The sequence below is a fragment of the Pseudomonas sp. LF020 genome (assembly GCF_053456425.1).
In genome coordinates, this window is the sequence record NZ_JBRFIX010000009.1 from 292,287 (window position 1) to 313,843 (window position 21,557).

Annotated in this window: 22 protein-coding genes; 13 read left to right on the forward strand and 9 right to left on the reverse strand. The window is 56.0% G+C overall.

Annotated features, from left to right (window positions below; all coding sequences use genetic code 11):
* Positions 1–30: 30 nt before the first annotated feature.
* The 4 genes from ACU680_RS21890 to ACU680_RS21905 all read right to left on the reverse strand — a co-directional run bounded on the left by ACU680_RS21890 (position 31) and on the right by ACU680_RS21905 (position 3,394).
* The gene (locus ACU680_RS21890; RefSeq protein WP_448180492.1) at positions 31–558 is read right to left on the reverse strand and encodes a hypothetical protein; all 528 of its coding nucleotides are present in this window, start codon (positions 556–558) and stop codon (positions 31–33) included.
* A gap of 11 nt (positions 559–569) precedes the next feature.
* On the reverse strand, positions 570–1,343 hold the full coding sequence (locus ACU680_RS21895) for a hypothetical protein (protein ID WP_448180493.1): 774 nt from the start codon (positions 1,341–1,343) through the stop codon (positions 570–572).
* Between the two features lie 87 nt (positions 1,344–1,430).
* On the reverse strand, positions 1,431–2,729 hold the full coding sequence (locus ACU680_RS21900) for an FAD-dependent oxidoreductase (RefSeq protein ID WP_448180494.1): 1,299 nt from the start codon (positions 2,727–2,729) through the stop codon (positions 1,431–1,433).
* Positions 2,730–2,956: 227 nt separating this feature from the next.
* Positions 2,957–3,394 (reverse strand): hypothetical protein, encoded by a 438-nt coding sequence (locus ACU680_RS21905; protein WP_448180495.1) that lies wholly within the window; start codon positions 3,392–3,394, stop codon positions 2,957–2,959.
* A 616-nt stretch (positions 3,395–4,010) separates the two neighbouring features.
* Here ACU680_RS21905 and ACU680_RS21910 point away from each other — a divergent pair.
* The 4 genes from ACU680_RS21910 (at position 4,011) to ACU680_RS21925 (ending at position 7,271) form a co-directional block, all read left to right on the forward strand.
* Positions 4,011–4,316, forward strand: a complete 306-nt coding sequence (locus ACU680_RS21910; protein ID WP_448180496.1) for a c-type cytochrome — start codon at positions 4,011–4,013, stop codon at positions 4,314–4,316.
* Between the two features lie 334 nt (positions 4,317–4,650).
* Complete coding sequence (locus ACU680_RS21915) at positions 4,651–5,634, forward strand: FecCD family ABC transporter permease (RefSeq protein ID WP_448180497.1); 984 nt, start codon at positions 4,651–4,653, stop codon at positions 5,632–5,634.
* Positions 5,634–6,401 carry a heme ABC transporter ATP-binding protein gene (locus tag ACU680_RS21920; protein ID WP_448180498.1) on the forward strand — a complete coding sequence of 256 codons (768 nt, stop codon included), beginning with the start codon at positions 5,634–5,636 and terminating at the stop codon, positions 6,399–6,401. The genes ACU680_RS21915 and ACU680_RS21920 overlap by 1 nt, the downstream gene beginning before the upstream one ends.
* 21 nt (positions 6,402–6,422) lie before the next feature.
* The gene (locus tag ACU680_RS21925; protein WP_448180499.1) at positions 6,423–7,271 is read left to right on the forward strand and encodes a ChaN family lipoprotein; all 849 of its coding nucleotides are present in this window, start codon (positions 6,423–6,425) and stop codon (positions 7,269–7,271) included.
* 226 nt (positions 7,272–7,497) lie between these two features.
* Here ACU680_RS21925 and ACU680_RS21930 read toward each other — a convergent pair whose 3' ends face one another.
* The 4 genes from ACU680_RS21930 to ACU680_RS21945 all read right to left on the reverse strand — a co-directional run bounded on the left by ACU680_RS21930 (position 7,498) and on the right by ACU680_RS21945 (position 10,796).
* Positions 7,498–8,298: a Crp/Fnr family transcriptional regulator gene (locus ACU680_RS21930; protein ID WP_448180500.1), complete on the reverse strand. Its 801-nt coding sequence runs from the start codon at positions 8,296–8,298 to the stop codon at positions 7,498–7,500.
* Positions 8,299–8,314: 16 nt separating this feature from the next.
* Positions 8,315–8,587, reverse strand: coding sequence for a TfoX/Sxy family protein (locus tag ACU680_RS21935; protein WP_003228231.1), 273 nt, complete (start codon positions 8,585–8,587; stop codon positions 8,315–8,317).
* A 216-nt stretch (positions 8,588–8,803) separates the two neighbouring features.
* A complete protein-coding gene (locus tag ACU680_RS21940; protein WP_123464123.1) occupies positions 8,804–9,148 on the reverse strand; it encodes a pentapeptide repeat-containing protein in 345 nt (114 codons plus the stop codon).
* Between the two features lie 91 nt (positions 9,149–9,239).
* Positions 9,240–10,796: a bifunctional aminoglycoside phosphotransferase/ATP-binding protein gene (locus ACU680_RS21945; RefSeq protein ID WP_448180501.1), complete on the reverse strand. Its 1,557-nt coding sequence runs from the start codon at positions 10,794–10,796 to the stop codon at positions 9,240–9,242.
* Positions 10,797–10,912: 116 nt separating this feature from the next.
* Between ACU680_RS21945 and mrcB the strand changes: the two genes are divergently transcribed.
* From mrcB to ACU680_RS21960, 3 genes are read left to right on the forward strand one after another with little or no spacing between them, the layout of a single operon-like run.
* A complete protein-coding gene (gene mrcB / locus ACU680_RS21950; RefSeq protein WP_448180502.1) occupies positions 10,913–13,237 on the forward strand; it encodes a penicillin-binding protein 1B in 2,325 nt (774 codons plus the stop codon).
* A gap of 16 nt (positions 13,238–13,253) precedes the next feature.
* Positions 13,254–14,009, forward strand: a complete 756-nt coding sequence (locus tag ACU680_RS21955; protein WP_448180503.1) for a tetratricopeptide repeat protein — start codon at positions 13,254–13,256, stop codon at positions 14,007–14,009.
* Positions 14,009–14,344 (forward strand): YqcC family protein, encoded by a 336-nt coding sequence (locus tag ACU680_RS21960; RefSeq protein ID WP_007963922.1) that lies wholly within the window; start codon positions 14,009–14,011, stop codon positions 14,342–14,344. Before ACU680_RS21955 ends, ACU680_RS21960 begins: the two co-directional genes overlap by 1 nt.
* A 106-nt stretch (positions 14,345–14,450) precedes the next feature.
* On the opposite strand, the gene ACU680_RS21965 is transcribed toward ACU680_RS21960, so the two are convergent.
* Complete coding sequence (locus ACU680_RS21965) at positions 14,451–14,867, reverse strand: DUF4124 domain-containing protein (protein WP_367085735.1); 417 nt, start codon at positions 14,865–14,867, stop codon at positions 14,451–14,453.
* Between the two features lie 400 nt (positions 14,868–15,267).
* Between ACU680_RS21965 and ACU680_RS21970 the strand changes: the two genes are divergently transcribed.
* The 6 genes from ACU680_RS21970 (at position 15,268) to msrQ (ending at position 21,244) form a co-directional block, all read left to right on the forward strand.
* The gene (locus tag ACU680_RS21970; RefSeq protein WP_007963927.1) at positions 15,268–16,992 is read left to right on the forward strand and encodes an acetolactate synthase 3 large subunit; all 1,725 of its coding nucleotides are present in this window, start codon (positions 15,268–15,270) and stop codon (positions 16,990–16,992) included.
* Positions 16,993–16,994: 2 nt separating this feature from the next.
* Positions 16,995–17,486: an acetolactate synthase small subunit gene (gene ilvN, locus ACU680_RS21975; protein ID WP_003205610.1), complete on the forward strand. Its 492-nt coding sequence runs from the start codon at positions 16,995–16,997 to the stop codon at positions 17,484–17,486.
* A 48-nt stretch (positions 17,487–17,534) separates the two neighbouring features.
* On the forward strand, positions 17,535–18,551 hold the full coding sequence (ilvC, locus tag ACU680_RS21980; protein ID WP_007959661.1) for a ketol-acid reductoisomerase: 1,017 nt from the start codon (positions 17,535–17,537) through the stop codon (positions 18,549–18,551).
* Positions 18,552–18,698: 147 nt separating this feature from the next.
* Positions 18,699–19,556 carry a CDP-diacylglycerol--serine O-phosphatidyltransferase gene (gene pssA / locus ACU680_RS21985; protein ID WP_007963928.1) on the forward strand — a complete coding sequence of 286 codons (858 nt, stop codon included), beginning with the start codon at positions 18,699–18,701 and terminating at the stop codon, positions 19,554–19,556.
* Positions 19,557–19,619: 63 nt separating this feature from the next.
* The gene (gene msrP / locus ACU680_RS21990; RefSeq protein WP_448180504.1) at positions 19,620–20,633 is read left to right on the forward strand and encodes a protein-methionine-sulfoxide reductase catalytic subunit MsrP; all 1,014 of its coding nucleotides are present in this window, start codon (positions 19,620–19,622) and stop codon (positions 20,631–20,633) included.
* The gene (msrQ, locus tag ACU680_RS21995) at positions 20,633–21,244 is read left to right on the forward strand and encodes a protein-methionine-sulfoxide reductase heme-binding subunit MsrQ (RefSeq protein ID WP_448180505.1); all 612 of its coding nucleotides are present in this window, start codon (positions 20,633–20,635) and stop codon (positions 21,242–21,244) included. The genes msrP and msrQ overlap by 1 nt, the downstream gene beginning before the upstream one ends.
* Positions 21,245–21,557 lie beyond the last annotated feature (313 nt).

The following is a 21,557-nucleotide window of genomic DNA, read 5'->3' on the forward strand; positions in this document are numbered from 1 at the left end:
TTGGTCGGCGTTGCATTTGTGGCGAAAATACTAATTATTTACCGCATATTTTTTTGTTTCATACAAACACCAGACCATCGTCGGCCTGAATTCGGACTTTATGAACCTGCTGTCTTTTTTGTTATCGATGATGCTGTCACTGGTTAGCGCAGCCGAAGCCTCACCACGCGAGAAAAGTTCATAAGCCTCCACCTTGGATCGGGTGTATTTGATTTTTTCGTACCGCTCCAGCTCGGGCACAAGACTTGATGTGGAGGGGTGGATAGCAATCATGCTGTATGAATGATGCAGAAGGACCATTGGCATGGTTTTTTCGAACCAGGCTTTCTCGAGTTCGAGGTGGCCAAGGTTTTCAAAGTGAAAATCGACCCAGGAAAACTGCTTCCCGTCGCGGTTTTCTCTGAATCCCGCGGGGACTAACAACTTCGTATTGTTGAGCTTTGCATGATTTATTGCGGCGTGAAAAGTATCATGCAATGAAACGATTGCTCCAAGCCGCTCAGCTTGCCTGTGCGAGTCTGTGCCGGCTGGGCCCAGCGTAGCGATAATGTCTGGCATTGGTCATTCCCTTAAAATAGCGCGTCTGCTCTACTCATCCTGTTGTTTTCCAGAAAAACCGCTTCGATGATTTCTTGTGAGTATTTTTGCTTGTCGAGAAAATAAAGACTTGTCGACGTTAAGTTTCTAGTAAATTGTGTCAGGACCTGGCATTCTGATACATGATGTTGCAAAATCTCTGCAATACTTGTAAGTTCTGCGTCTGGTGTTTCTCTATTTAGGATTTTGCATATAAGTCTGTTGCTGATTCTGGTGTTGTTGTAAGCGAGCAGTTCTCGTTCATAAACGAAAGATCGTCTATCCACGTGATCTGCGAGGTATAGCAACTTTAGGCAGCTGATCGAAATTTTACTAAGCAATCGTCGTTGAGCTTCAGGTGCTGAATGATTTAACTGAGCCGAGTAATAAGCCAATGGTTGTGCTTGATAGGAGATGAAGCCTGCGGTGCTGGAACTTGCGAAATTTGGCTTTGATAATTTGAGCTGGTTTTCTATCAGAGCATCGAAGTCAATTGACAAAACAGCATTTGAAGGATAGCTCAACGCATCTGTGCTCATCAGGATAAGAGATAGCTTCTGGAAGCTTTTTCTTTTCTGGGTGAGTGTTTTGTCAATATCCTCTGCATTGATAATGCAAAGGATATCCGTGTCTGAAGTGTAGTCGCAGCTTCCCGAGTTGTTGCGCATCTCGCGCCTCGCGGTAGACCCGGTCGGTGCCAGCGTGAAGCCTACTCCAGAGTCCGTCAGGGATCTGAGAAATCCTTCGGCTGCCATCACTTCACTCATTTGCTGATATCCCTATTCATCGCGTGTGTGGTTGAGTGAATCGAGGATTTTTTATCAATCCTTGATTCGGATGGGGATCAACTACGGTTACCCGAAAGCCCCCTTTACCAGGCTCTCAAACAACGAATAGGCTGATTGAACCTCGCTGACATACTGTTCAGGGGGAGAATCAAGTGCGGTGATGTTTGACGATATAATATCAATTTTATTCGATGCGACATTCCAGTGATAGTTTACAGCAACCGAAATGGCGTAATTTGTTCCGCATAGACTGAAACACACGTTCATGTATTCCGGTGTCATCACGGGCTGATTATTGATTATTGAATAGATGGCCAGCGCACATACTCTCGCCTGGCAAGTTGCGGCGAATGCTGATTTAGGAAGGTGCTGGGCATCCGCCGCATCACCAATCACATGCACGTCTGGTATTTTCAGGGATTCAAGAGTTTTAGTGTTTACCGGGCACCAGCCATTATCTCCTGTCAACCCGTTTTCAGCAGCAAAGCGATCTGCTCTCTGCCTTGGGATGATATTGATGATGTCGCCTTTGAATGTTCCTGCTTCGCAAACAAGCTCATGACTGGAAGCTTTAAGTTCAGTTACTGTGCCACCTTGTTTGGCGCCGATCCATTGGATATAACTCCTGTCGGTGCCATATCCATAAAGGGTTGACCAAGCTAACTCAAACTGCGCCTGTTTCGGGAATCTTTCTTTGGAATCGAGAAATATAATTCTCGAATTGGGCTTGTGCGTCTTCAGATACTCTGCGATTTGACTGACGCGCTCATATGGGCCGGGTGGGCATCGATATTCCGTGTTCGGAGCTGTCATAAGTACAGTCCCGCCGTCCGGCATTTCATGTAGCTGTCTTTTCAGAATGTTGAGTTGCTTTGCGCCTTGCCAGGCGTGGGGGAATTTATCTGCCAGCTCGTGGCTATGGCCCTTTATCTGTTCGAAATCAAAACTTATACCGGCAGCCACAATACATTTATCATAGGTATAGGTTGCGTTACGAGTTACTACGCATTTCTTTTTTGGGTCTATTTTTATCGCACGATCATGGACGATATTAATGCCTTCAGAAACCAATCTATTGTAGTCAAACGTCAGCGTCTGCTCGTCTCGCTTGTCAACCAATAATTCCGCACATAGCGGTCCGGATTGATAGGTGCGGTTCTCTTCAATGAGGGTAATAGCTACGTTGGGTTCAAGACGTTGCAGTGCGCGCACAAATGTTGCACCTGCAAAGCCGCCCCCAATAACGACTATTTTTACTTTCTTGCGTGCGGTAACTTTTATAGCGGAGCCCGCCAGTGCGTCCAGCGCAGTAAATCCTACACCTGTTACCAGCCATTTGAGCAGCGTTCTTCTGTCTTCGATCATTGTATTCCGTCCTTGGTTTTCCTTACTTGAGTTCAAGTCGCGAGACTGGCAGTTCTTTTCTGAAGACTGTTCGTATGGCTGTTGTTTTAGAGTAGAACATGTCAACTGTGTCGTCGTGGCGGCATCCGTGATGGTGGCTCTGGACAACGTTATAACTCAGGGCCGTTGGATCAGATAATAATCGATATGATCGCAATGGAACCCTGAGTGGATTTATTGCCTTCGTCTTATTTGACGACGTCAGCAAAAAAGGATTGAGAGTTTTGCAGGTAGATCTTCGGGATTTTCAGGTCTCCGTATTTTTCGGAGTGCTTACCCACGTACGCACCACGGTTTTCCTTTGGGCCAAATGCTTTATATGTTTCGTCAAGCACCGCTTTTTCTTTGAGGATGGTGATGTGAATGAGCGGCTCGCCCAATTTCGTCGGAATGAGGTTTATGGATTCAGTGCGCTTTTGTTCGGGATCGGAGTGGGCTGCGAAGTTAACTGCCTGTTCCTTTGCAAATTTATCAAGGAACTCTTGTTCCATACCTTTCGGAGGATTGAAAACGATGACCACAGCTTTTTGAGTGTCTGATACTTTGGCCGGGGTTTCTGCAAAGATGGCGCTGCTGGTGAGACCAATAGAAAGCGCAAACAATGACGTCAGAATGTTTTTTTTCATAATGTTCCCTTAGATTCCTTGGGGGGCGCGTCCAGATGGCCGAACGGGGCCGGAGATGGATGTGTGATAGATAAGGTGGTCTGACTTAACGATTTTTTCCCTTGTCGAACGAACTGTTTCACCGGCTTTTGCAATACTCTTGCAAGAGACTCCGTTATGGTCTGCCTGGCGTGAAAACTGAGGCAGAGAACACCGCTAACCGGTAAAGGTTTGCTCATTCTGGGTAGAATTCGCGATGTTAACGGGAGTCAGCGTTCGTTGAAAATGTTAGATTTCGTCAGGCGACGAATGTTATATATTCAGGGTTTTATGTCGACAAGTGACAAACTGTTACAGTATGTGTATTTTGCTATTTCGGTGTCTATGAACGAAATTCGCTATTGCGTCGGAATGTCTTTTTCCTGTCAGGTTGGTCGCTGGGCAAAAAAATCTTTAGACTCGTGCGATTAGTTACGGTCTTGACGCGTATTGCTTGAGTAAGATAAGTTTTATGGGTGCTGTGCACCTTTGGTATCTCTAGGTAGTTGTATTTAAAAAGTATCTTTTTATTTGCATTGGAAGGCATTTTTCGATTAATGGATTTAATTGATTGCCGTTTTTAAATAGGGAGAAAAACATGCGGTTGTCAGTTGTGTTGGCTGTTGCGCCTTTGTTGTTTTCTGCTGGTATAGTGTTGGCCAGCGAAGATGTGGTTGGGATAATGGCGGCTAATGGATGCGTAAACTGCCATGGTTCTGAGGGGCGTGGGAGTGATGTTGGTAATATCCCTCCCTTGTTCGGTCATTCCAGGGAGTTTTTGGTTGTTGCATTGAATGGGTATAAGTCTGGCTCCTTGCATGGAACGGTCATGAACCGGGTAATGAAGGATGTTGATGAGAAGAAAATTGAAGTGTTGGCTAATTATTTTAGTTCCATTAAGTAAGCTTTTGCCTAAGCTGATTGAATAGCCCGTAAAGGGCTTGTTCGTTGAATGTCACGATGGTTGTCGTGATTTTTTATTTTGTGTTGTTTTATTGTCACTGATTTGGATTTACAGTAGTAATCCTGCACTGAGGGGTTATTTTTTGGTTTTGCAACCAATAGATGATAGGTCTCAAGCCTCGTCCGGCTTTGCCGGCGGCTGACTGGGTGCGGAATCTGGCATTGCCGGACTGTTTCTTATCCATCTCTTCCTGCTGAATCCGATCAGGCCGTGCCAATAGATGACCTTGATATTAAAGCCGCGGGGCTTGTTCGTCGGACTGACACTTCTGTGTTTGCTGGCCATTTGGTTTTCGCTGGCGCTAGGGCCTGTCAGCCTGCCGTTGTTTGACACATTGCGTGCTGCGTTGCGCATGCTTGGCTTGCCGTTGACGCCGGATGGTCTGGAGCAGGCTGAGCTGATTCTGTGGCAGATTCGTTTGCCGCGTACATTGCTCGGGTTTGTGGTTGGTGGTGTGCTGGCCTTGTCCGGTACTGCGATGCAGGGCTTGTTTCGCAATTCGCTGGCTGATCCAGGATTGGTCGGAGTTTCCAGCGGTGCGGCGCTGGGGGCGGCAATTGCGATTGTCGGTGGCTCGTTTTTTGGTGGTTTGCCTGAGTGGCTCGGGCCTTATCTGTTGTCGGCGTGCGCGTTTCTCGGGGGACTCGGGGTGACCGCGCTGGTCTATCGATTCGGACGGCGCAATGGTCAGACTAACGTCGCGACCATGCTGCTTGCGGGTATCGCCTTGACGACGCTGGCGGGCTCGGCAGTGGGGTTGTTCACTTATCTGGCGGATGACGCAACCCTTCGCATGCTGACGTTCTGGAATCTGGGAAGCCTCAATGGCGCCAGTTACGCGCGGCTCTGGCCTTTGTTGATCATTGGTACCGGTGTTGTGGTGTGGTTGCCGCGACGCGCTAAGGCCTTGAATGCGTTGCTGCTCGGGGAGTCGGAAGCCGGGCATCTGGGGATTGATGTCGAGCGACTCAAGCGTGAGCTGGTGTTCTGCACCGCGCTGGGTGTCGGGGCTGCAGTGGCGGCGGCCGGGATGATCGGATTTGTCGGGCTGGTGGTGCCGCATCTGGTGCGCTTGCTGGTCGGGCCGGATCACCGTGTGCTGTTGCCAGCGTCGGTACTGGCGGGTGCGAGCCTGTTGTTGCTGGCGGATCTGGTGGCGCGGCTGGCGCTGGCGCCGGCGGAGTTGCCAATCGGTATTGTTACTGCGTTTATCGGCGCACCGTTCTTCCTTTATCTGCTACTGCGAGGACGTGCCTGATGCTGCGCGCGCGCAATCTGCAGATCCGTCGCGGGCGCAAGACCGTCCTCAGCGACGTCACGTTGCAACTTGAACCCGGCGAGGTGCTGGGCGTACTCGGGCCGAACGGTGCCGGTAAAAGTACCTTGCTCAGTGCCTTGTGCGGTGAACTGGCGACCAGCGAAGGCGAGGTGTTGCTCGATGACAAGGCCTTGAATCACTGGACAGGTACGCAGCGCGCTCAGCGTCTGGCGGTATTGCCGCAGGTTTCGACGCTGGATTTTGCCTTTCGTGTCGAAGAAGTGGTCGGCATGGGCCGGTTGCCGTATCAGAGCGGCCGCGTGCGCGATGACGAGATCGTCGCTGCGGCGCTGGACGCGGCGGATGCCGGGCACCTGAGCGGGCGCAGTTATCTGGCGCTGTCGGGTGGCGAGCGTCAGCGCGTGCATCTGGCGCGAGTGCTGGCGCAGTTGTGGCCGGGGCAGGCCGGGCAAACCCTGTTGCTGGACGAGCCGACCTCGATGCTCGATCCGCTGCACCAACATACGACGCTGCAAGCGGTGCGTGAATTTGCCGACCGTGGTGCAGCAGTGCTGGTCATCCTGCATGATCTGAATCTGGCGGCGCGCTATTGTGATCGGGTGTTGCTGCTTGAGGGCGGGCGCCCGGTGGCGCTGGATACGCCGCAGCAAGTCTTGCGACCGGATACGCTCAAGGCCGTGTTCGGCCTTGAGGTTTTGGTGCAGCCGCACCCGGAGCGTGGGCATCCGCTGATCATCGCCCGCTGATTTCGTCATCGAGGTGAAAGCATGCGTGGGATTTTGCTGTTTGCGGTGTTGTTGCTTGGCGGTTGCCAACATGTCACTCCGCCACCGGTCACTGGCGAGATTCGCGACTTGCGCAGCGGAACACTGATTACCCCGCACGAATTGCTGACGCGTCTGGGCAAGCCGGCACGGGTGATCGTCGGTGAGCAACATGACAACGCCGATCATCATGCCGTGCAATTGTGGCTGTTGCAGACGCTGGGCGAAGCGCGTCCCCAAGGCAGTCTCCTGCTTGAAATGCTGACACCCGATCAACAATCGCGGGTTGATGACGTACACCATTCCCCAAAGCCTCCTGTTGATCTTCCGGTCGAGCTGGCGTGGCAGGACGGTTGGGACTGGAAACTCTACGGGCCGATTGTGCGGTTTGCTTTCACGCAACCGTATCCACTGTTGGCGGCCAATCTCGATAACATTGAAATTCGTGCGTTCTATCGCGACCCTCCGGTATTGAAGGGGGATCGCAGCAACGCCGAGTCGGTGAAAAACGAGCTGGCCGGGCAGATCAACGATTCTCACTGCGGCTTGCTGCCCCAATCGCAAATGCCGGCGATGCTGGCGGTGCAGCAGCAACGGGATCGGCGGATGGCTTCACGATTGATGGCGGCGCCTGCGCCGGCGTTGTTGTTCGCTGGTGCGTTCCATGCGCGCAAGGATGTTGGTGTGCCGCTGCATGTGCTGGATCTGGGCGCGCGCGAAGCGCCGACGGTGCTGATGCTGGCGGAGCAGGGCAGCGAGGTCACGGCGGCCATGGCCGATTATGTCTGGTTCACGCCGGCCACACCGAAACGGGATTACTGCGCCGAGATGCGCAAACAGTTCGGCCAATGACTTTTCCACAGGCAAAAAAAGACCCGGTAAAAACCGGGTCAAATAACCGTGATTAGCCTGATGAGGAGATAATCTGAGAGTCCGAACCAAGGGCTTTTCAGAATATCGACTGATCTCGCGACCAGTTGTGATAATCATAGCGATTCTCATTAGCGAGTCAACCACTGTTTTTCCATTCGCCTGATTTAGTCGGGCAAATGGCCGGAATGCCCCGGAAAAAGGTGACTTAACGCGCAGCTTTCACAGCGTTGAGTTGCGTGATCTGTTGATTTAGCTGGCCGATGCGCCGGGCCATGCTCTCAATCAGGCTGTGGGCAATCTTTGGATTGTTGCGGGTCATGTTCAGAAACTGCTCGCCGGGAATCAGCATCACCGTGCTCGGCTCGCGCGCGATGACCGTAGCGTTACGGGGCTCACCGGTGAATACGGCCATGGCGCCGAAAATCTCGTCCTTGGGCACTTCGCCAACCTTGTGTCCATCAACAAAGGCTTCGGCATGTCCATTGATGATCACGAAGACGTGATCGGCGGCATCGCCCTGCTGGATCAACACCTCACCGCTCTCGACGCGTTTAAAGCCATTGGTGCTGCGAAATTCCCGTGGTTTCAGTTCGGCCAGCGCGTGAGCCAGTAGCGCCATCTGTCCCAGCAGATACTCAAGCCATTGCTCGGCGCGGTCAGGCTCGGCATACAAATGCTGGAACAGCTCGGTTCGCCGATAGGGCAGCAAGCGCACTGGCCCGTCGCTGCGCAGGTGGCAGTCGGCCCAGGCGTCACCTTGCTGCAGACCGATCAGATCGCCCTCCTGCCAGTAAAACAGAGCACGACCGCCGATATGGCCGTGGATCACGCCTTCTGTCAGCAGAAACAGCTGATCGTGTGGGAGCTGCACCATCAGGTCGTCAGAGATTTCTGGCTCAAAGGCTGGTCCGCACGGCGCAAGGCCTTCCAGCCAGCGCTCAGGCAAACTCTGCAAGCGATTGATCAGTGCATCGACCTGTGCCGTTTGTTCCCCGAGCAGATACATGAAAGTCAGCGCCCGTTCAGTTCTTGTGACGCGAGGAGATGGCTTCGAGCTGCTTGTTCAAGGCGTCTTTGCGTTCGGCCGGGATGTCGTTCCAGTGCACATCCATCAGTGCCCCTTCGATCGCGTACAACAACACCTTTGATGCGCGAAACCCGCGGGTACGCACGGCCCGATAGGCGTCCACCGCCCCTAGGCGACGCAAGTCCGAGGCGCTGTGGATGCCCACGGCATGCAGCCACTGCGCCGACGTCTTGCCAAGATTCTTCAGGTGTTGCAGTTCATCATTCATCAAGCCTCCTTGCGACGGCCGAATGGTGCGTGGGCGATCTTCTCAGGAGTGTAGCCATCAGTAGGAAAAGCGTGGTTGTTTGGTCGGATTAGACGCAAACGCTTCTAAGAAAGGGCGGCGAACCCAGAAAGGAGGGAAGAAACGCGGAAACATGTGGGAGCGAGCAAGCCCGCTCCCACAGGGGAAAGGCGTCGGGTCAGAGAAAGATAAAAAGTATCAGCGCGTGCGATAGCGCAGGCGAGTACCAAAATTCATCGACATCAGGATCTCGTCGGCACTCAGTTCCGGCGGGAAGTACGCTCCGGAAATCTGGGCGTGCGCCAGGCTTGCGCCTTCGAGTGATGAATTACGGAAATCGATGCCACGCAAATCGGCAGATCGGAAGTAGGCGTCACGGAAATCCACGCCGTCGGCGTTCAGTTCACGCAGATCGAGACCCCGGAAGTCGCCACCGACCATGTCGATCGGGCCGTCGTTCGGGCGTTCCTTGTTGAAGCCTGTGATGTCGTCCTTGTGCAGCAAGGCATAAAGCGGGGTGTCGAGAAGTTTCGGCTGGCTCATGTCACATCACCTGTTGGTTTTATGACGCCAGTATAGTGCCACTATTTGACGGCCGTGAAGCCAGCGAGGGCTTCACGGCCGAAATAGTTTCTTACAGGCCTGGCAAACGCTGACGGATCTGTGCGACTACGGTGTCGAGGGTCCCGCTTTCATTGGTCTGCACGCGTTTGCTGCGCAGAATCTCTTCTGGCGTCAGCGCTTCGCGGCTGGACTGCTGGGCCTCGATGACCGCCAGCGTGGCGTCGGAAGGATCCTTCTTGTCAGCCTGACGAATCGCCAGCCAGCTTTCGATCACCGCCTGAGGCGCGTTGCAGTCGAGGATCAGGAACGGCGTGCCGGTGGCCTCGGCCACTTGAGCGGCGTTGTCGCGCTGCTCACGCTTGAGGTAGGTCGCATCAATCACCACCGGAAACCCGGCGTGCAGAATCACGCCGGCAATCTCATGCAGGCGGGCATAAGTGGCGGCGCTGGCGTCGGCGCTGTAAATCCCGGCCTGCACGTCGTTGGCTACGGTCTGCTCGCCGAACAGACGTTTGCGCTCGACGTCGGAACGCAGGCGAATCGCGCCCAGCGCTTCGACCAGACGCATCGCCACGTGGCTCTTGCCGACAGCCGATACGCCGTGGGTGATGGCCATGAAGCGCGAAGGAATGGTGCTGTAGCTTTCCGCCAGGTTGGCGTAATTGCGGTACTGGCGCAGGGTGGTGGCGCGCTGCACCGGGGTGGCGTCCGCCGGCATGCTGAACAGTGCAACTTTGGCGCGAACCAGCGCGCGGTAGGCTTTGTAGAAATTCAGCACTTCCAGGCCTTGATAGTCGCCGGTCAGTTCCAGGTATTGACTGATGAAACGACGGGCCAGGGATTTCAGGCCGCGGTCTTCCAGGTCCATCGCCAGGAAACCGGTGTCGGCCCAGACGTCAGTGAAGCGGAATGGTTCGTTGAACTCGATGCAGTCGAAGATCACCACCTTGCCGTCGATGACTGTGGCGTTGCCCAGGTGGATGTCGCCGTGGCATTCGCGAGTGAATCCCTCGGCCTTGCGCTGGGCGAACAGTGGCTTGAGACGATCGAAGCTGCTCTCGGCCCAGGCTTTCAGTGCCTCGAGTTGCAGCAGATCGTTTTTGTCGCTAAGGAACGGCAGAATCTGTTCGAAGTTCTGGCGCACCGGGGCCATCACGCTGTCTGGCGTGCCGGCGTCGTGATCGGCGGGGACTTTTGGCGCGCTGAGGTGGAATCTGGCGATCTGTTCGGCCATTTCGTCGATGTGCTGGGTGGTCAGCTCACCGTTGGCTTGCAGGGTGCTGAGCAGGCCGGTCTGCGGGAATTGACGCATCTTCAGCACATAGTCGATCACCGGGCCGTCGCCGCCCAGTTGTGGCGCCTCGACGCTGCCGGTCACCGGCAACACGTCCAGATACAAATCGTCGGTCAGACGCTGGTTCAGGCGCAGCTCTTCAGCACAGAAATGTGCGCGGGATTCGAGGCCCGTGAAGTCGAGAAAGCCGAAATTCACCGGCTTCTTCACTTTATAGGCAAACGGGCCGGTGAGGATCACCCACGAGATATGGGTTTCGATGACCTGGAACCCTTCGATGGGGTGCGGGTAGAGGGCCGGGTTTTGCAGGGCAGCGATCAGGGACTGGCTCACGGGCGATCCTTCAGAGACTGGGAAATTCGAGGTCGTCATTATGGCCGCTCGCCAGCCTGACGCAAACCTCGGAGCGCTCCTGTTGAGTATGAATAAAGTGCGTATAATCCGCCGCCATGACTCGAACTCGATCCCCCCGTACCAAGAAAAAACCAGTCTCCAAGGGCCTCAGCCCATGGTTGAGCTGGGCCATTAAACTCAGCCTGGTCGGCCTTGTGGTGTTGGCCGGCTTCGCTGTTTACCTCGATGCCGTGGTGCAGGAGAAGTTCTCCGGCAAGCGCTGGACCATCCCGGCCAAGGTATACGCGCGCCCGCTGGAGCTGTTCGTCGGACAAAAGCTCGGCAAGGACGATTTCCTCACCGAACTCGATGCCTTGGGCTATCGCCGCGAAGCCGTGAGCAATGGCCCCGGCGCTGCCGCCGTCAACGGCAATACCGTCGATCTGAATACTCGCGGCTTCCAGTTCTATGAAGGCCTGGAGAAACCGCAGCCGGTGCGCGTGCGTTTCTCTGGCGACTATGTAGCCGAGCTCTCCGGGCTCAACGGCGGGAAGTTGTCCGTGGTGCGGCTCGAGCCGCTGATGATCGGCGGCATTTACCCAAAAAATCTTGAAGACCGCATCCTGATCAAGCTCGATCAGGTGCCACCGTATCTGCTCGACACCCTGGTCGCGGTGGAAGACCGTGATTACTACAGTCACTGGGGCGTTTCGCCGAAATCGATTGCCCGGGCGATCTGGGTCAACACCTCTGGCGGCAAGATGACCCAGGGCGGCAGTACGCTGACCCAGCAGTTGGTCAAAAACTTCTACCTCACCAATGAACGCAGCCTGAGCCGCAAACTCACCGAAGCGATGATGGCGATGTTGCTGGAGCTGCATTACGACAAGAAGGAAATCCTTGAGGCCTACCTCAACGAAGTCTTCGTCGGGCAGGACGGCCAGCGTGCGGTGCACGGTTTCGGTCTGGCCAGCCAGTTCTTCTTCGGCCAGCCATTGTCCGAGCTGAAGCTGCATCAGGTTGCGTTACTGGTCGGCATGGTCAAAGGTCCGTCCTACTACAACCCGCGGCGCAATCCCGAGCGTGCGCTGGAACGGCGTAACCTGGTGCTCGACGTGCTTGAACAGCAAGGCGTGGCAACTGCCGAACAGGTCGAGGCGGCGAAGAAAATGCCCTTGGGTGTAACCACGCGCGGCAAGCTCGCCGACAGCTCGTTCCCGGGCTTCATCGATCTGGTCAAACGCCAGTTGCGTGAAGACTATCGCGACGAAGACTTGACCGAAGAAGGCCTGCGCATCTTCACCAGTTTCGACCCGATTCTGCAGATGAAAGCCGAGGCGTCGGTCAACGACACCTTTAAACGCCTGGCTGGACGCAAGGGCTCCGATGATGTGGAAGCGGCGATGGTCGTGACCAATCCGGAAACCGGCGAAGTGCAGGCGATGATCGGTAGCCGTCAGGCCAGTTACGCCGGTTTCAACCGGGCGCTGGACGCCGTGCGGCCAATCGGCTCCTTGGTCAAGCCAGCGGTGTATCTGACCGCACTGGAAAAACCGAGCCACTACACGCTGACCAGTTGGCTGTCGGATGATCCGCTGTCGATTAAAGGCGCGGACGGCCAGGTGTGGAAACCACAGAACTATGACCGTCGCTCTCACGGTACCGTGTTCCTTTACCAAGGGCTGGCGCACTCCTACAACCTGTCGACCTCGCGTCTGGGCCTGGAAGTCGGTGTGCCGAATGTGCTCAAGACCCTTGCGCGTCTGGGCGTGACCCGAGAATTCCCGGCGTTCCCGTCGATGTTGCTCGGGGCTGGCGGCATGACCCCGATCGAAGTGGCGACCATGTATCAGACCCTCGCCAACGGTGGTTTCAATACGCCGATGCGCGGGATTCGCAGCGTACTGACCGCTGAGGGCGAGCCGCTCAAGCGTTATCCGTTCCAGATCGAGCAGCGATTTGATCCGGCGTCCATCTACCTGATCCAGAACGCCATGCAGCGTGTAATGCGTGAGGGTACCGGCAGCTCGGTTTACAACGTGCTGCCCAAGACCCTGACGCTGGCCGGCAAGACCGGTACCAGTAACGACTCGCGTGATAGCTGGTTCGCCGGTTTCAGTCAGGATCTGCTGGCGGTGGTCTGGCTGGGTCGTGACGACAATGGCAAGACCCCGTTCACCGGGGCGACCGGTGCGTTGCAGGTGTGGACCAGTTTCATGCGCAAGGCTGACCCGCTGCCGCTGGACATGCCGCAGCCGGACAACATCGTGCAGGCGTGGGTCGATTCGCGTACCGGGCAAGGCTCCGATGCCAACTGTCCGGGTGCGGTGCAGATGCCGTATATTCGCGGCAGCGAACCGCCACCCGGCTCCGCGTGTGCAAGCGAAACGCCTGCCTCGCCGGAGTCGGTGATGGATTGGGTCAAGGGCTGGATGAATTAAGCAAAGAGGGTTTCAAGTGAACAAGTGGTTGATTCCAGCGGTGACTGCCGTGGCTTTGCTCAGCGGCTGCTCTACCGTACAGCGTGGTTCGATCCCGGTGGTGGACTCCGGCACAGCCGTGTCCAACAGCGAACGTCTGTCGGCCAACGGCGGTTTCCGCAAGACGACAGTCAAACGTCCAGTGCAGGGTCAGGCGCAATCCCAGGCCATCCCGCAAGGCGATACCGGCGTGGTGGTGATGGTGCCGGGTGGCGGTGCTGCGACATCGGCGCCGATCAGCTCCTCGCCGATCGTTCCTGGTCCGGCTTCCGGCGGAATTACGGCGGGTCCGTACAATCCTTCGCCGGCCGAGTCGGCACCGGTCAACACCGGCAGCTACAGCATGCCTTCGACGCCGAGCGGGATTCCTTCGGCCAGCAATGGCGGTGGTCTGTCGGCGGATGAGCAACTGGATGGCCCGGTGCTCGCCTTGCTGACCACCGCGCAACAGCAACAGGCCGGTGGCGACCTCAATGGCGCGTCCTCCAGCCTGGAGCGCGCGCAGCGCGTAGCCCCGCGTGAGCCGCAAGTGCTTTATCGTCTGGCGCAAGTGCGCATGGCGCAAGGTGATGCACCGCAGGCCGAGCAGTTCGCCCGTCGTGCGCTGACCATGGCCAACGGCCGCCCGGATTTGCAGGCCAACCTGTGGGAAATCATCGCGCAGTCCCGTGAGAAGCAGGGCGATTCCGCCGGCGCCGCTCTGGCTCGTCAGAAGGCCAAGGTTTCGCTGTGATGGATTCCCGTTTCCCGAAAATCGCCGATCAGTTGCTGCTGATCGAGCGTGAACTGCGCACGCAGGGCTGGTGGGACGAGGTCCAGCCATCGGCCGAAGCCCTTAGCAGTGTCGAACCGTTTTCGGTCGACACGCTGGATTTCGAGCAATGGCTGCAATGGATCTTCCTGCCACGGATGAAAATGATCCTTGAGCAGGATCTGCCGTTGCCGAATGCCTCGGGCATTCAGGAAATGGCCGAAATGGTCTTCGCCCAGCGCAATCTACAGGGCAAGGATCGACAGTTGCAGGTACTGCTCAAAGAGTTCGACCTGCTGATCACCGCTTCCCGCTGAACCTCTGTAGGAGCTGCCGCAGGCTGCGATCTTTTGATTCTGTTTTTAAAAGCAGGATCAAAAGATCGTCCGATCGCGGCCCGAGCCTGCGGCAGCTCCTACAGGGTTATTGGCAGTTTTCAGTAATCTGTTTCTGCGTCTCGGCGAGACGCTCCTGACGCTGCGCATCATCCAGTCGCCGCAATTGCCCATCCACTTCTTCCCTCAAACGCGGATTGTTCTGCAACTGCGCCAGGTTCGTCCGTGCCTGTTCGCAAAACGCCTTGAGCTGCGCCTGCTGCTCGGTTACCTGTTTCTTGACCTTGTCGTCGATGGCTTTCTGATCGCCCAGCGCGCCGCTGCCAGGCATGGCTGCAGGTTTCGGTGGGGGTGAGGAGGGTGTCTGCACGGTCGTTGCGGGCAAACCTTGCGGTGGCTGCGCATCGAAGTGAGTGACGCCCTGGGCATCGACCCATTTGTAGATCTGACCGGCCGAGCACCAGGGGCTGAGGCCGATCAGCAGAGTTAACAGAAGCGTTCGCATGCTGATTCCTTGGCAAAATTGCGCAATTGACGCTAACAGAGTAGCTGTTTTCAGGTTTTTTCTTGCGTTCTCATGTGCTTACCCACAATTAAGCACATTGACGGCTTGACTTGGAGAGGGCGAAACAGAAGAATCCAAAGTCCGCTGTAGAGGGACTGCCAGAAGCAGACCCACTCGGTAGATCATGAGGCGCATATCCGCGTCGACCTGTTACACCCGCAACGCGTTACCTCGCGCTGGGTGGGAAAGGCCCGCAACACTTGGGACGATCCCAATACTTGCTCAGTCAGTGCTGACGTAGTCGGCGACCACCGTCGCTCATGCTCTGCCGAGAAGTAAACCTATTAAGACCCGCCCCTTTTTTTGTGGACGGTATTCTGGCGTTTTAGAGGTGAACAACGTGGAGCTTTTATCTGGCGGTGAGATGCTCGTCCGCTTCTTGCGTGACGAAGGCGTCAAATATATCTACGGGTACCCGGGTGGTGCTCTCCTTCATGTTTACGATGCCCTGTTCAAAGAACCGGAAGTGACCCACATCCTGGTTCGTCACGAACAAGCGGCTACCCATATGGCTGACGGCTACGCCCGTGCCACCGGTAAAGCCGGCGTGGTATTGGTGACATCAGGTCCTGGCGCCACAAACGCCATCACCGGTATCGCCACCGCCTATATGGATTCGATTCCAATGGTGATCATTTCCGGTCAGGTGCCAAGCACCATGGTCGGCACCGACGCGTTCCAGGAAACCGACATGATCGGTATTTCCCGGCCGATCGTGAAGCACAGTTTCATGATCAAGCACGCCTCGGAAATCCCGGAAGTCATGAAGAAAGCGTTCTACCTGGCGCAATCCGGTCGTCCGGGCCCGGTCGTGGTCGATATCCCGAAAGACATGACCAACCCGGCCGAGAAGTTCGAATACGTTTTCCCCAAGAAAGCCAAGCTGCGTTCCTACAGCCCGGCCGTTCGCGGCCACTCCGGGCAAATCCGCAAGGCGGCAGAAATGCTCCTGGCGGCCAAGCGCCCTGTGCTCTATTCCGGTGGTGGGGTGATTCTGGGCAACGGTTCCGCACCGCTGACCGAACTGGCGAAAATGCTCAACCTGCCAGTGACCAACACCTTGATGGGCCTGGGCGGTTTCCCTGGCACCGACCGGCAGTTCATCGGCATGCTCGGTATGCACGGCAGCTACACCGCCAACCTGGCGATGCACCATGCCGACGTGATTCTGGCTGTCGGCGCGCGTTTCGATGACCGTGTGATCAACGGCGCGGCGAAGTTCTGCCCGAACGCCAAGATCATCCACATCGACATCGACCCGGCTTCGATCTCCAAGACCATCAAGGCCGACGTGCCAATCGTTGGCCCGGTGGAGAGCGTCCTGACCGAAATGGTCGCGATCCTCAAGGAAATCGGCGAGACCCCGAACAAGGAGTCCGTTGCCAGCTGGTGGAAGCAAGTCGATGAGTGGCGCGGTGATCGCGGCCTGTTCCCTTATGAAAAGGGCGACGGCAGCCTGATCAAGCCGCAGACCGTGATCGAGACCCTGTGCGAAGTGACCAAGGGCGATGCCTTCATCACCTCCGACGTGGGCCAGCACCAGATGTTCGCGGCGCAGTACTACACGTTCAACAAGCCGAACCGCTGGATCAACTCCGGTGGCCTGGGCACCATGGGCTTCGGTTTCCCGGCGGCCATGGGTATCAAGTTGAGCTTCCCGGATGACGATGTTGCCTGCGTCACTGGCGAAGGCAGCATCCAGATGAACATCCAGGAGCTGTCGACCTGCCTGCAATACGGCTTGCCGGTGAAAATCGTCATCCTGAACAACGGCGTTCTGGGGATGGTTCGTCAGTGGCAGGACATGAGCTACGGCAGCCGTCACTCGCACTCGTATATGGAGTCGCTGCCTGACTTCGTCAAACTGGCTGAAGCCTACGGTCACGTCGGCGTGCGCATCACCGATTCGAAAGATTTGAAGTCGAAGATGGAAGAAGCGTTCGCCATGAAAGATCGTCTGGTGGTGATCGATATTTCGGTCGATACCAGCGAGCACGTCTATCCGATGCAGATCAAAGACGGCTCCATGCGCGATATGTGGCTGAGCAAGACGGAGCGTACTTAATCATGCGGCACATTATTTCCCTGCTTCTGGAAAACGAACCCGGCGCTTTGTCTCGCGTAGTCGGCCTGTTCTCGCAGCGCAACTACAACATTGAAAGCCTGACCGTGGCGCCAACCGAAGACCCGACACTGTCGCGTCTGACGCTGACCACTGTCGGCCACGATGAAATCATCGAGCAGATCACCAAAAACCTGAACAAGCTGATCGAAGTGGTCAAGCTGGTGGACCTGTCGGAAAGCGCTCACATCGAGCGCGAGCTGATGCTGGTCAAGGTCAAGGCCACTGGCGCCCAGCGCGCCGAGATCAAACGCACCACCGATATTTACCGTGGACAGATCGTCGATGTCAGTGCCAGCGTGTATACCGTTCAACTGACCGGTACCAGCGACAAGCTCGACAGCTTCATTCAGTCCATCGGCACCGCATCGATTCTGGAAACCGTCCGTAGCGGCGTGACCGGCATTGCCCGCGGCGACAAAGTACTCAGCATCTAAACCAAATTAGCGAATGGCCTGAACGGCCTGGATATATAGGGGAAATTCATGAAAGTTTTCTACGATAAAGACTGCGACCTGTCGATCATCCAGGGCAAGAAAGTTGCCATCATCGGTTACGGTTCCCAGGGCCACGCCCAGGCGTGCAACCTGAAAGACTCCGGTGTCGACGTTACCGTCGGTCTGCGTAAAGGTTCGGCTACCGTTGCCAAAGCCGAAGCCCACGGCCTGAAAGTGACCGACGTGGCCGCCGCTGTTGCCGGCGCCGACCTGGTCATGATCCTGACCCCGGACGAATTCCAGTCCCAGCTGTACAAGAACGAAATCGAGCCGAACATCAAGAAAGGCGCCACCCTGGCCTTCTCCCACGGCTTCGCGATCCACTACAACCAGGTTGTTCCGCGTGCCGACCTCGACGTGATCATGATCGCGCCGAAAGCGCCGGGTCACACCGTGCGTTCCGAGTTCGTGAAGGGCGGTGGTATCCCTGACCTGATCGCGATCTACCAGGACGCCTCGGGCAACGCCAAAAACGTTGCACTGTCCTACGCAGCTGGCGTGGGTGGCGGTCGTACCGGCATCATCGAAACCACCTTCAAGGACGAGACCGAAACCGACCTGTTCGGCGAGCAAGCCGTACTGTGCGGCGGTACCGTTGAACTGGTCAAAGCCGGTTTCGAAACCCTGGTTGAAGCTGGCTACGCGCCGGAAATGGCCTACTTCGAGTGCCTGCACGAACTGAAACTGATCGTTGACCTCATGTACGAAGGCGGTATCGCCAACATGAACTACTCGATCTCCAACAACGCTGAATACGGCGAGTACGTGACCGGTCCGGAAGTGATCAACGCCGAATCCCGTCAGGCCATGCGCAACGCCCTGAAACGTATTCAGGACGGCGAATACGCCAAAATGTTCATCAGCGAAGGCGCAACCGGCTACCCTTCGATGACCGCCAAGCGTCGTAACAACGCCGCTCACGGTATCGAAATCATCGGCGAGCAACTGCGCTCCATGATGCCGTGGATCGGTGCCAACAAGATCGTCGACAAAGCCAAAAACTAAGTCGTCATCCTTGTGCAAAAAACGCGGCCTCGGCCGCGTTTTTTCGTTTGAAACCGATGGTTCTGGTATAAAGCTGCATCGTTTGTGGCCGAACCGTCGTCACAGGCACCTGTCGAATTTTTTCCAAACCGTTGCAAGGTAATGTCCATGAGCGAACGTCCCGAAGAGCCGAACCAGGCTTCTGACGCCGAAAGCCTGCTGCCCATCGATGAACATGTCGAGGAAGGGCACGACGCAGAAGGTCGTAAAGTCCGGCATCGTGGTATCTATCTGCTGCCGAATCTGTTCACCACTGCGAACCTGTTTGCAGGGTTTTATTCCATCATCAACTCGATGAGTGCCCAGGCTGCGTTGAGCGCTGGTGACTCTGCGAATGCGAGCAAGTATTTCGCCTTCGCCGCGATCGCGATCTTCGTAGCCATGGTGCTCGACGGTCTCGATGGCCGTGTCGCGCGCATGACCAATACGCAAAGTGCCTTTGGCGCCGAGTATGACTCGCTATCCGACATGGTCGCTTTCGGTGTCGCACCGGCGCTGCTGGCCTTTGGCTGGGCATTGGGCGACATGGGCAAGGTCGGCTGGATGGTTGCCTTCATCTATGTAGCCGGCGCGGCATTGCGTCTGGCGCGTTTCAATACTCAGGTCGGTACAGCTGACAAGCGCTACTTCATCGGTCTGGCCAGCCCGGCAGCTGCCGGCGTGGTCGCGGGTATCGTCTGGGCCTTCAGCGATTACGGCATTCAGGGTTCGAAGATGTCGTTCCTGGTCGCGCTGATGGTGGCGGCTGCCGGCATGCTGATGGTCAGCAACATCAAGTACAACAGCTTCAAGGAGCTGGATCTGAAGGGGCGCGTACCGTTCGTGGCGATCCTCGCCGTGGTTCTGGTGTTCGCCGTAGTGTTCAGTGATCCACCGCGCATTCTGCTGCTGGTGTTCCTCGCTTATGCGGCTTCCGGCCCTGTGCAATACCTGTTGCATCTTCGTCGGCGCAAAAACGTCGAGTGATGTAATTTCCCGCATACTCCGCAGTCTATGGGTGCATCTGTCCTCCAAAGCTGCGGAGTTGCCATGCTGATCAAATTCCCCAAAGCGTCCGACTGCCATGAGTCGGATGTCACGCCTGAATCCATCTATCTCTCCCGTCGCCATTTGCTCGGAGCTACCGCGGCCGGTATCGCCGTGAGCAGCCTGCCGCGTTGGGCCAGCGCCGAAAACGCGGTGCGTTATGCCGATGTCGAGCCAAGCAAGACGCCTGCCTGGTTTGCCGAGAAACTCCCTTCTATCAAGTGGGGCGCAGTCAACGTCAAGGATGAGGCGATCACGCCTTATAAAGACGCGACCCATTACAACAACTTCTATGAGTTCGGCACCGACAAAGGCGATCCGGCGGCCAATGCCGGTTCGCTGAAAACCGAGCCGTGGAGCGTTGTCGTCGATGGGGAAGTGGGCAAGCCCGGGCGTTACGCGCTGGAAGACTTCATGAAACCGTACCAGTTGGAGGAGCGTATCTATCGCCTTCGCTGTGTTGAGGCGTGGTCGATGGTCATCCCGTGGATTGGTTTTCCGATTTCTGCGTTGCTCAAGCAGGTCGAACCGACCTCCAAGGCCAAATACATTCGCTTCGAAACCCTGCAGGATCCCAAGAGCATGCCAGGGCAGCGCTCAGGTTTTGCCCTGATCGATTGGCCGTATGTAGAAGGCTTGCGTCTGGACGAGGCGATGAATCCCTTGGCGATTCTGGCGGTTGGCATGTATGGCCGTGAGTTGCCGAATCAGAACGGTGCGCCGTTGCGTCTGGTGGTGCCGTGGAAGTACGGCTTCAAAAGTGTGAAGTCCATTGTGCGGATCAGTCTGGTCAGCGAGCAGCCCAAGACCACTTGGCAGAGCATTGCGGCAGATGAGTACGGGTTTTATGCCAACGTGAATCCGACGGTCGATCATCCGCGCTGGACTCAGGCGCGGGAACGGCGTCTGCCGAATAGCCTGTTCAAGCCGAATGTGCGTGATACGCAGATGTTCAACGGCTACGCGGATGAAGTTGCTTCCTTATATACAGGGCTCGATCTGCGGAAGAACTACTGATGCGATATCCGTTCTGGCGTGTAGGCGTTTTCATTGCCGCAGCGATCTGGCCATTGCTCTGGTTTTATCAGGCGTTTGCCGATTTGCTCGGCCCGGATCCCGGCAAGGTGCTGGTTGATCGGTTGGGGCTGGGGACGTTGGTATTGCTTTTGATCACGCTGAGCATGACGCCACTGCAGAAGGTGACGGGGTGGGCGGGGTGGATTGCTGTGCGCCGTCAGTTGGGGCTCTGGTGTTTTGCTTATGTGGTTCTGCACCTGTTCAGCTATATGGCGTTCATCCTCGGTTTCGACTGGTCTCAGTTGGGCGTGGAGTTGCGTAAGCGGCCATACATTATTGTCGGCACACTGGGTTTTCTCGGGTTGTTGGCGTTGGCAGTAACCTCTAATCGCTACAGCCAGCGTCGTTTAGGTGTGCGCTGGAAGAAACTGCATCGGTTGGTGTACGTGATTTTGGGGCTTGGATTGCTGCACATGCTATGGATTGTGCGAGCTGATCTTAAAGAGTGGGCAATCTACGCCTTTATAGGTGCAGTGCTTTTGCTGCTACGTGTGCCCGCTGTTGCGCGTCGCATCCCGCGTTTGCTGACTAAAAAGCAGGTTTTGCAATAAAACTGAAATTAACGGTTGACGGCAGATTCAGGAGGTCTATAATTCGCCCCACTTCCGGCGCGGTCGAAACGGAAAACTCCTTGAGATTCAATGAGTTACGCAGTTTTCGACAGCGGCTTGCTTCAGTTCACCGAAGCCTGGAAGGAGTTGAAAGAGTGGTGATGTTTGGCTCTTTTGACGGTTCGATCTTCTCGGTCGAAAGCGGAGAAAAAGAGGTGTTGACAGCAGCGTGTAACGCTGTAGAATTCGCCTCCCGCTAACGAGAGATCGGAAGCGCAAGTGGTTGAAGTTGTTGAAGAAATCTTCGAAAACT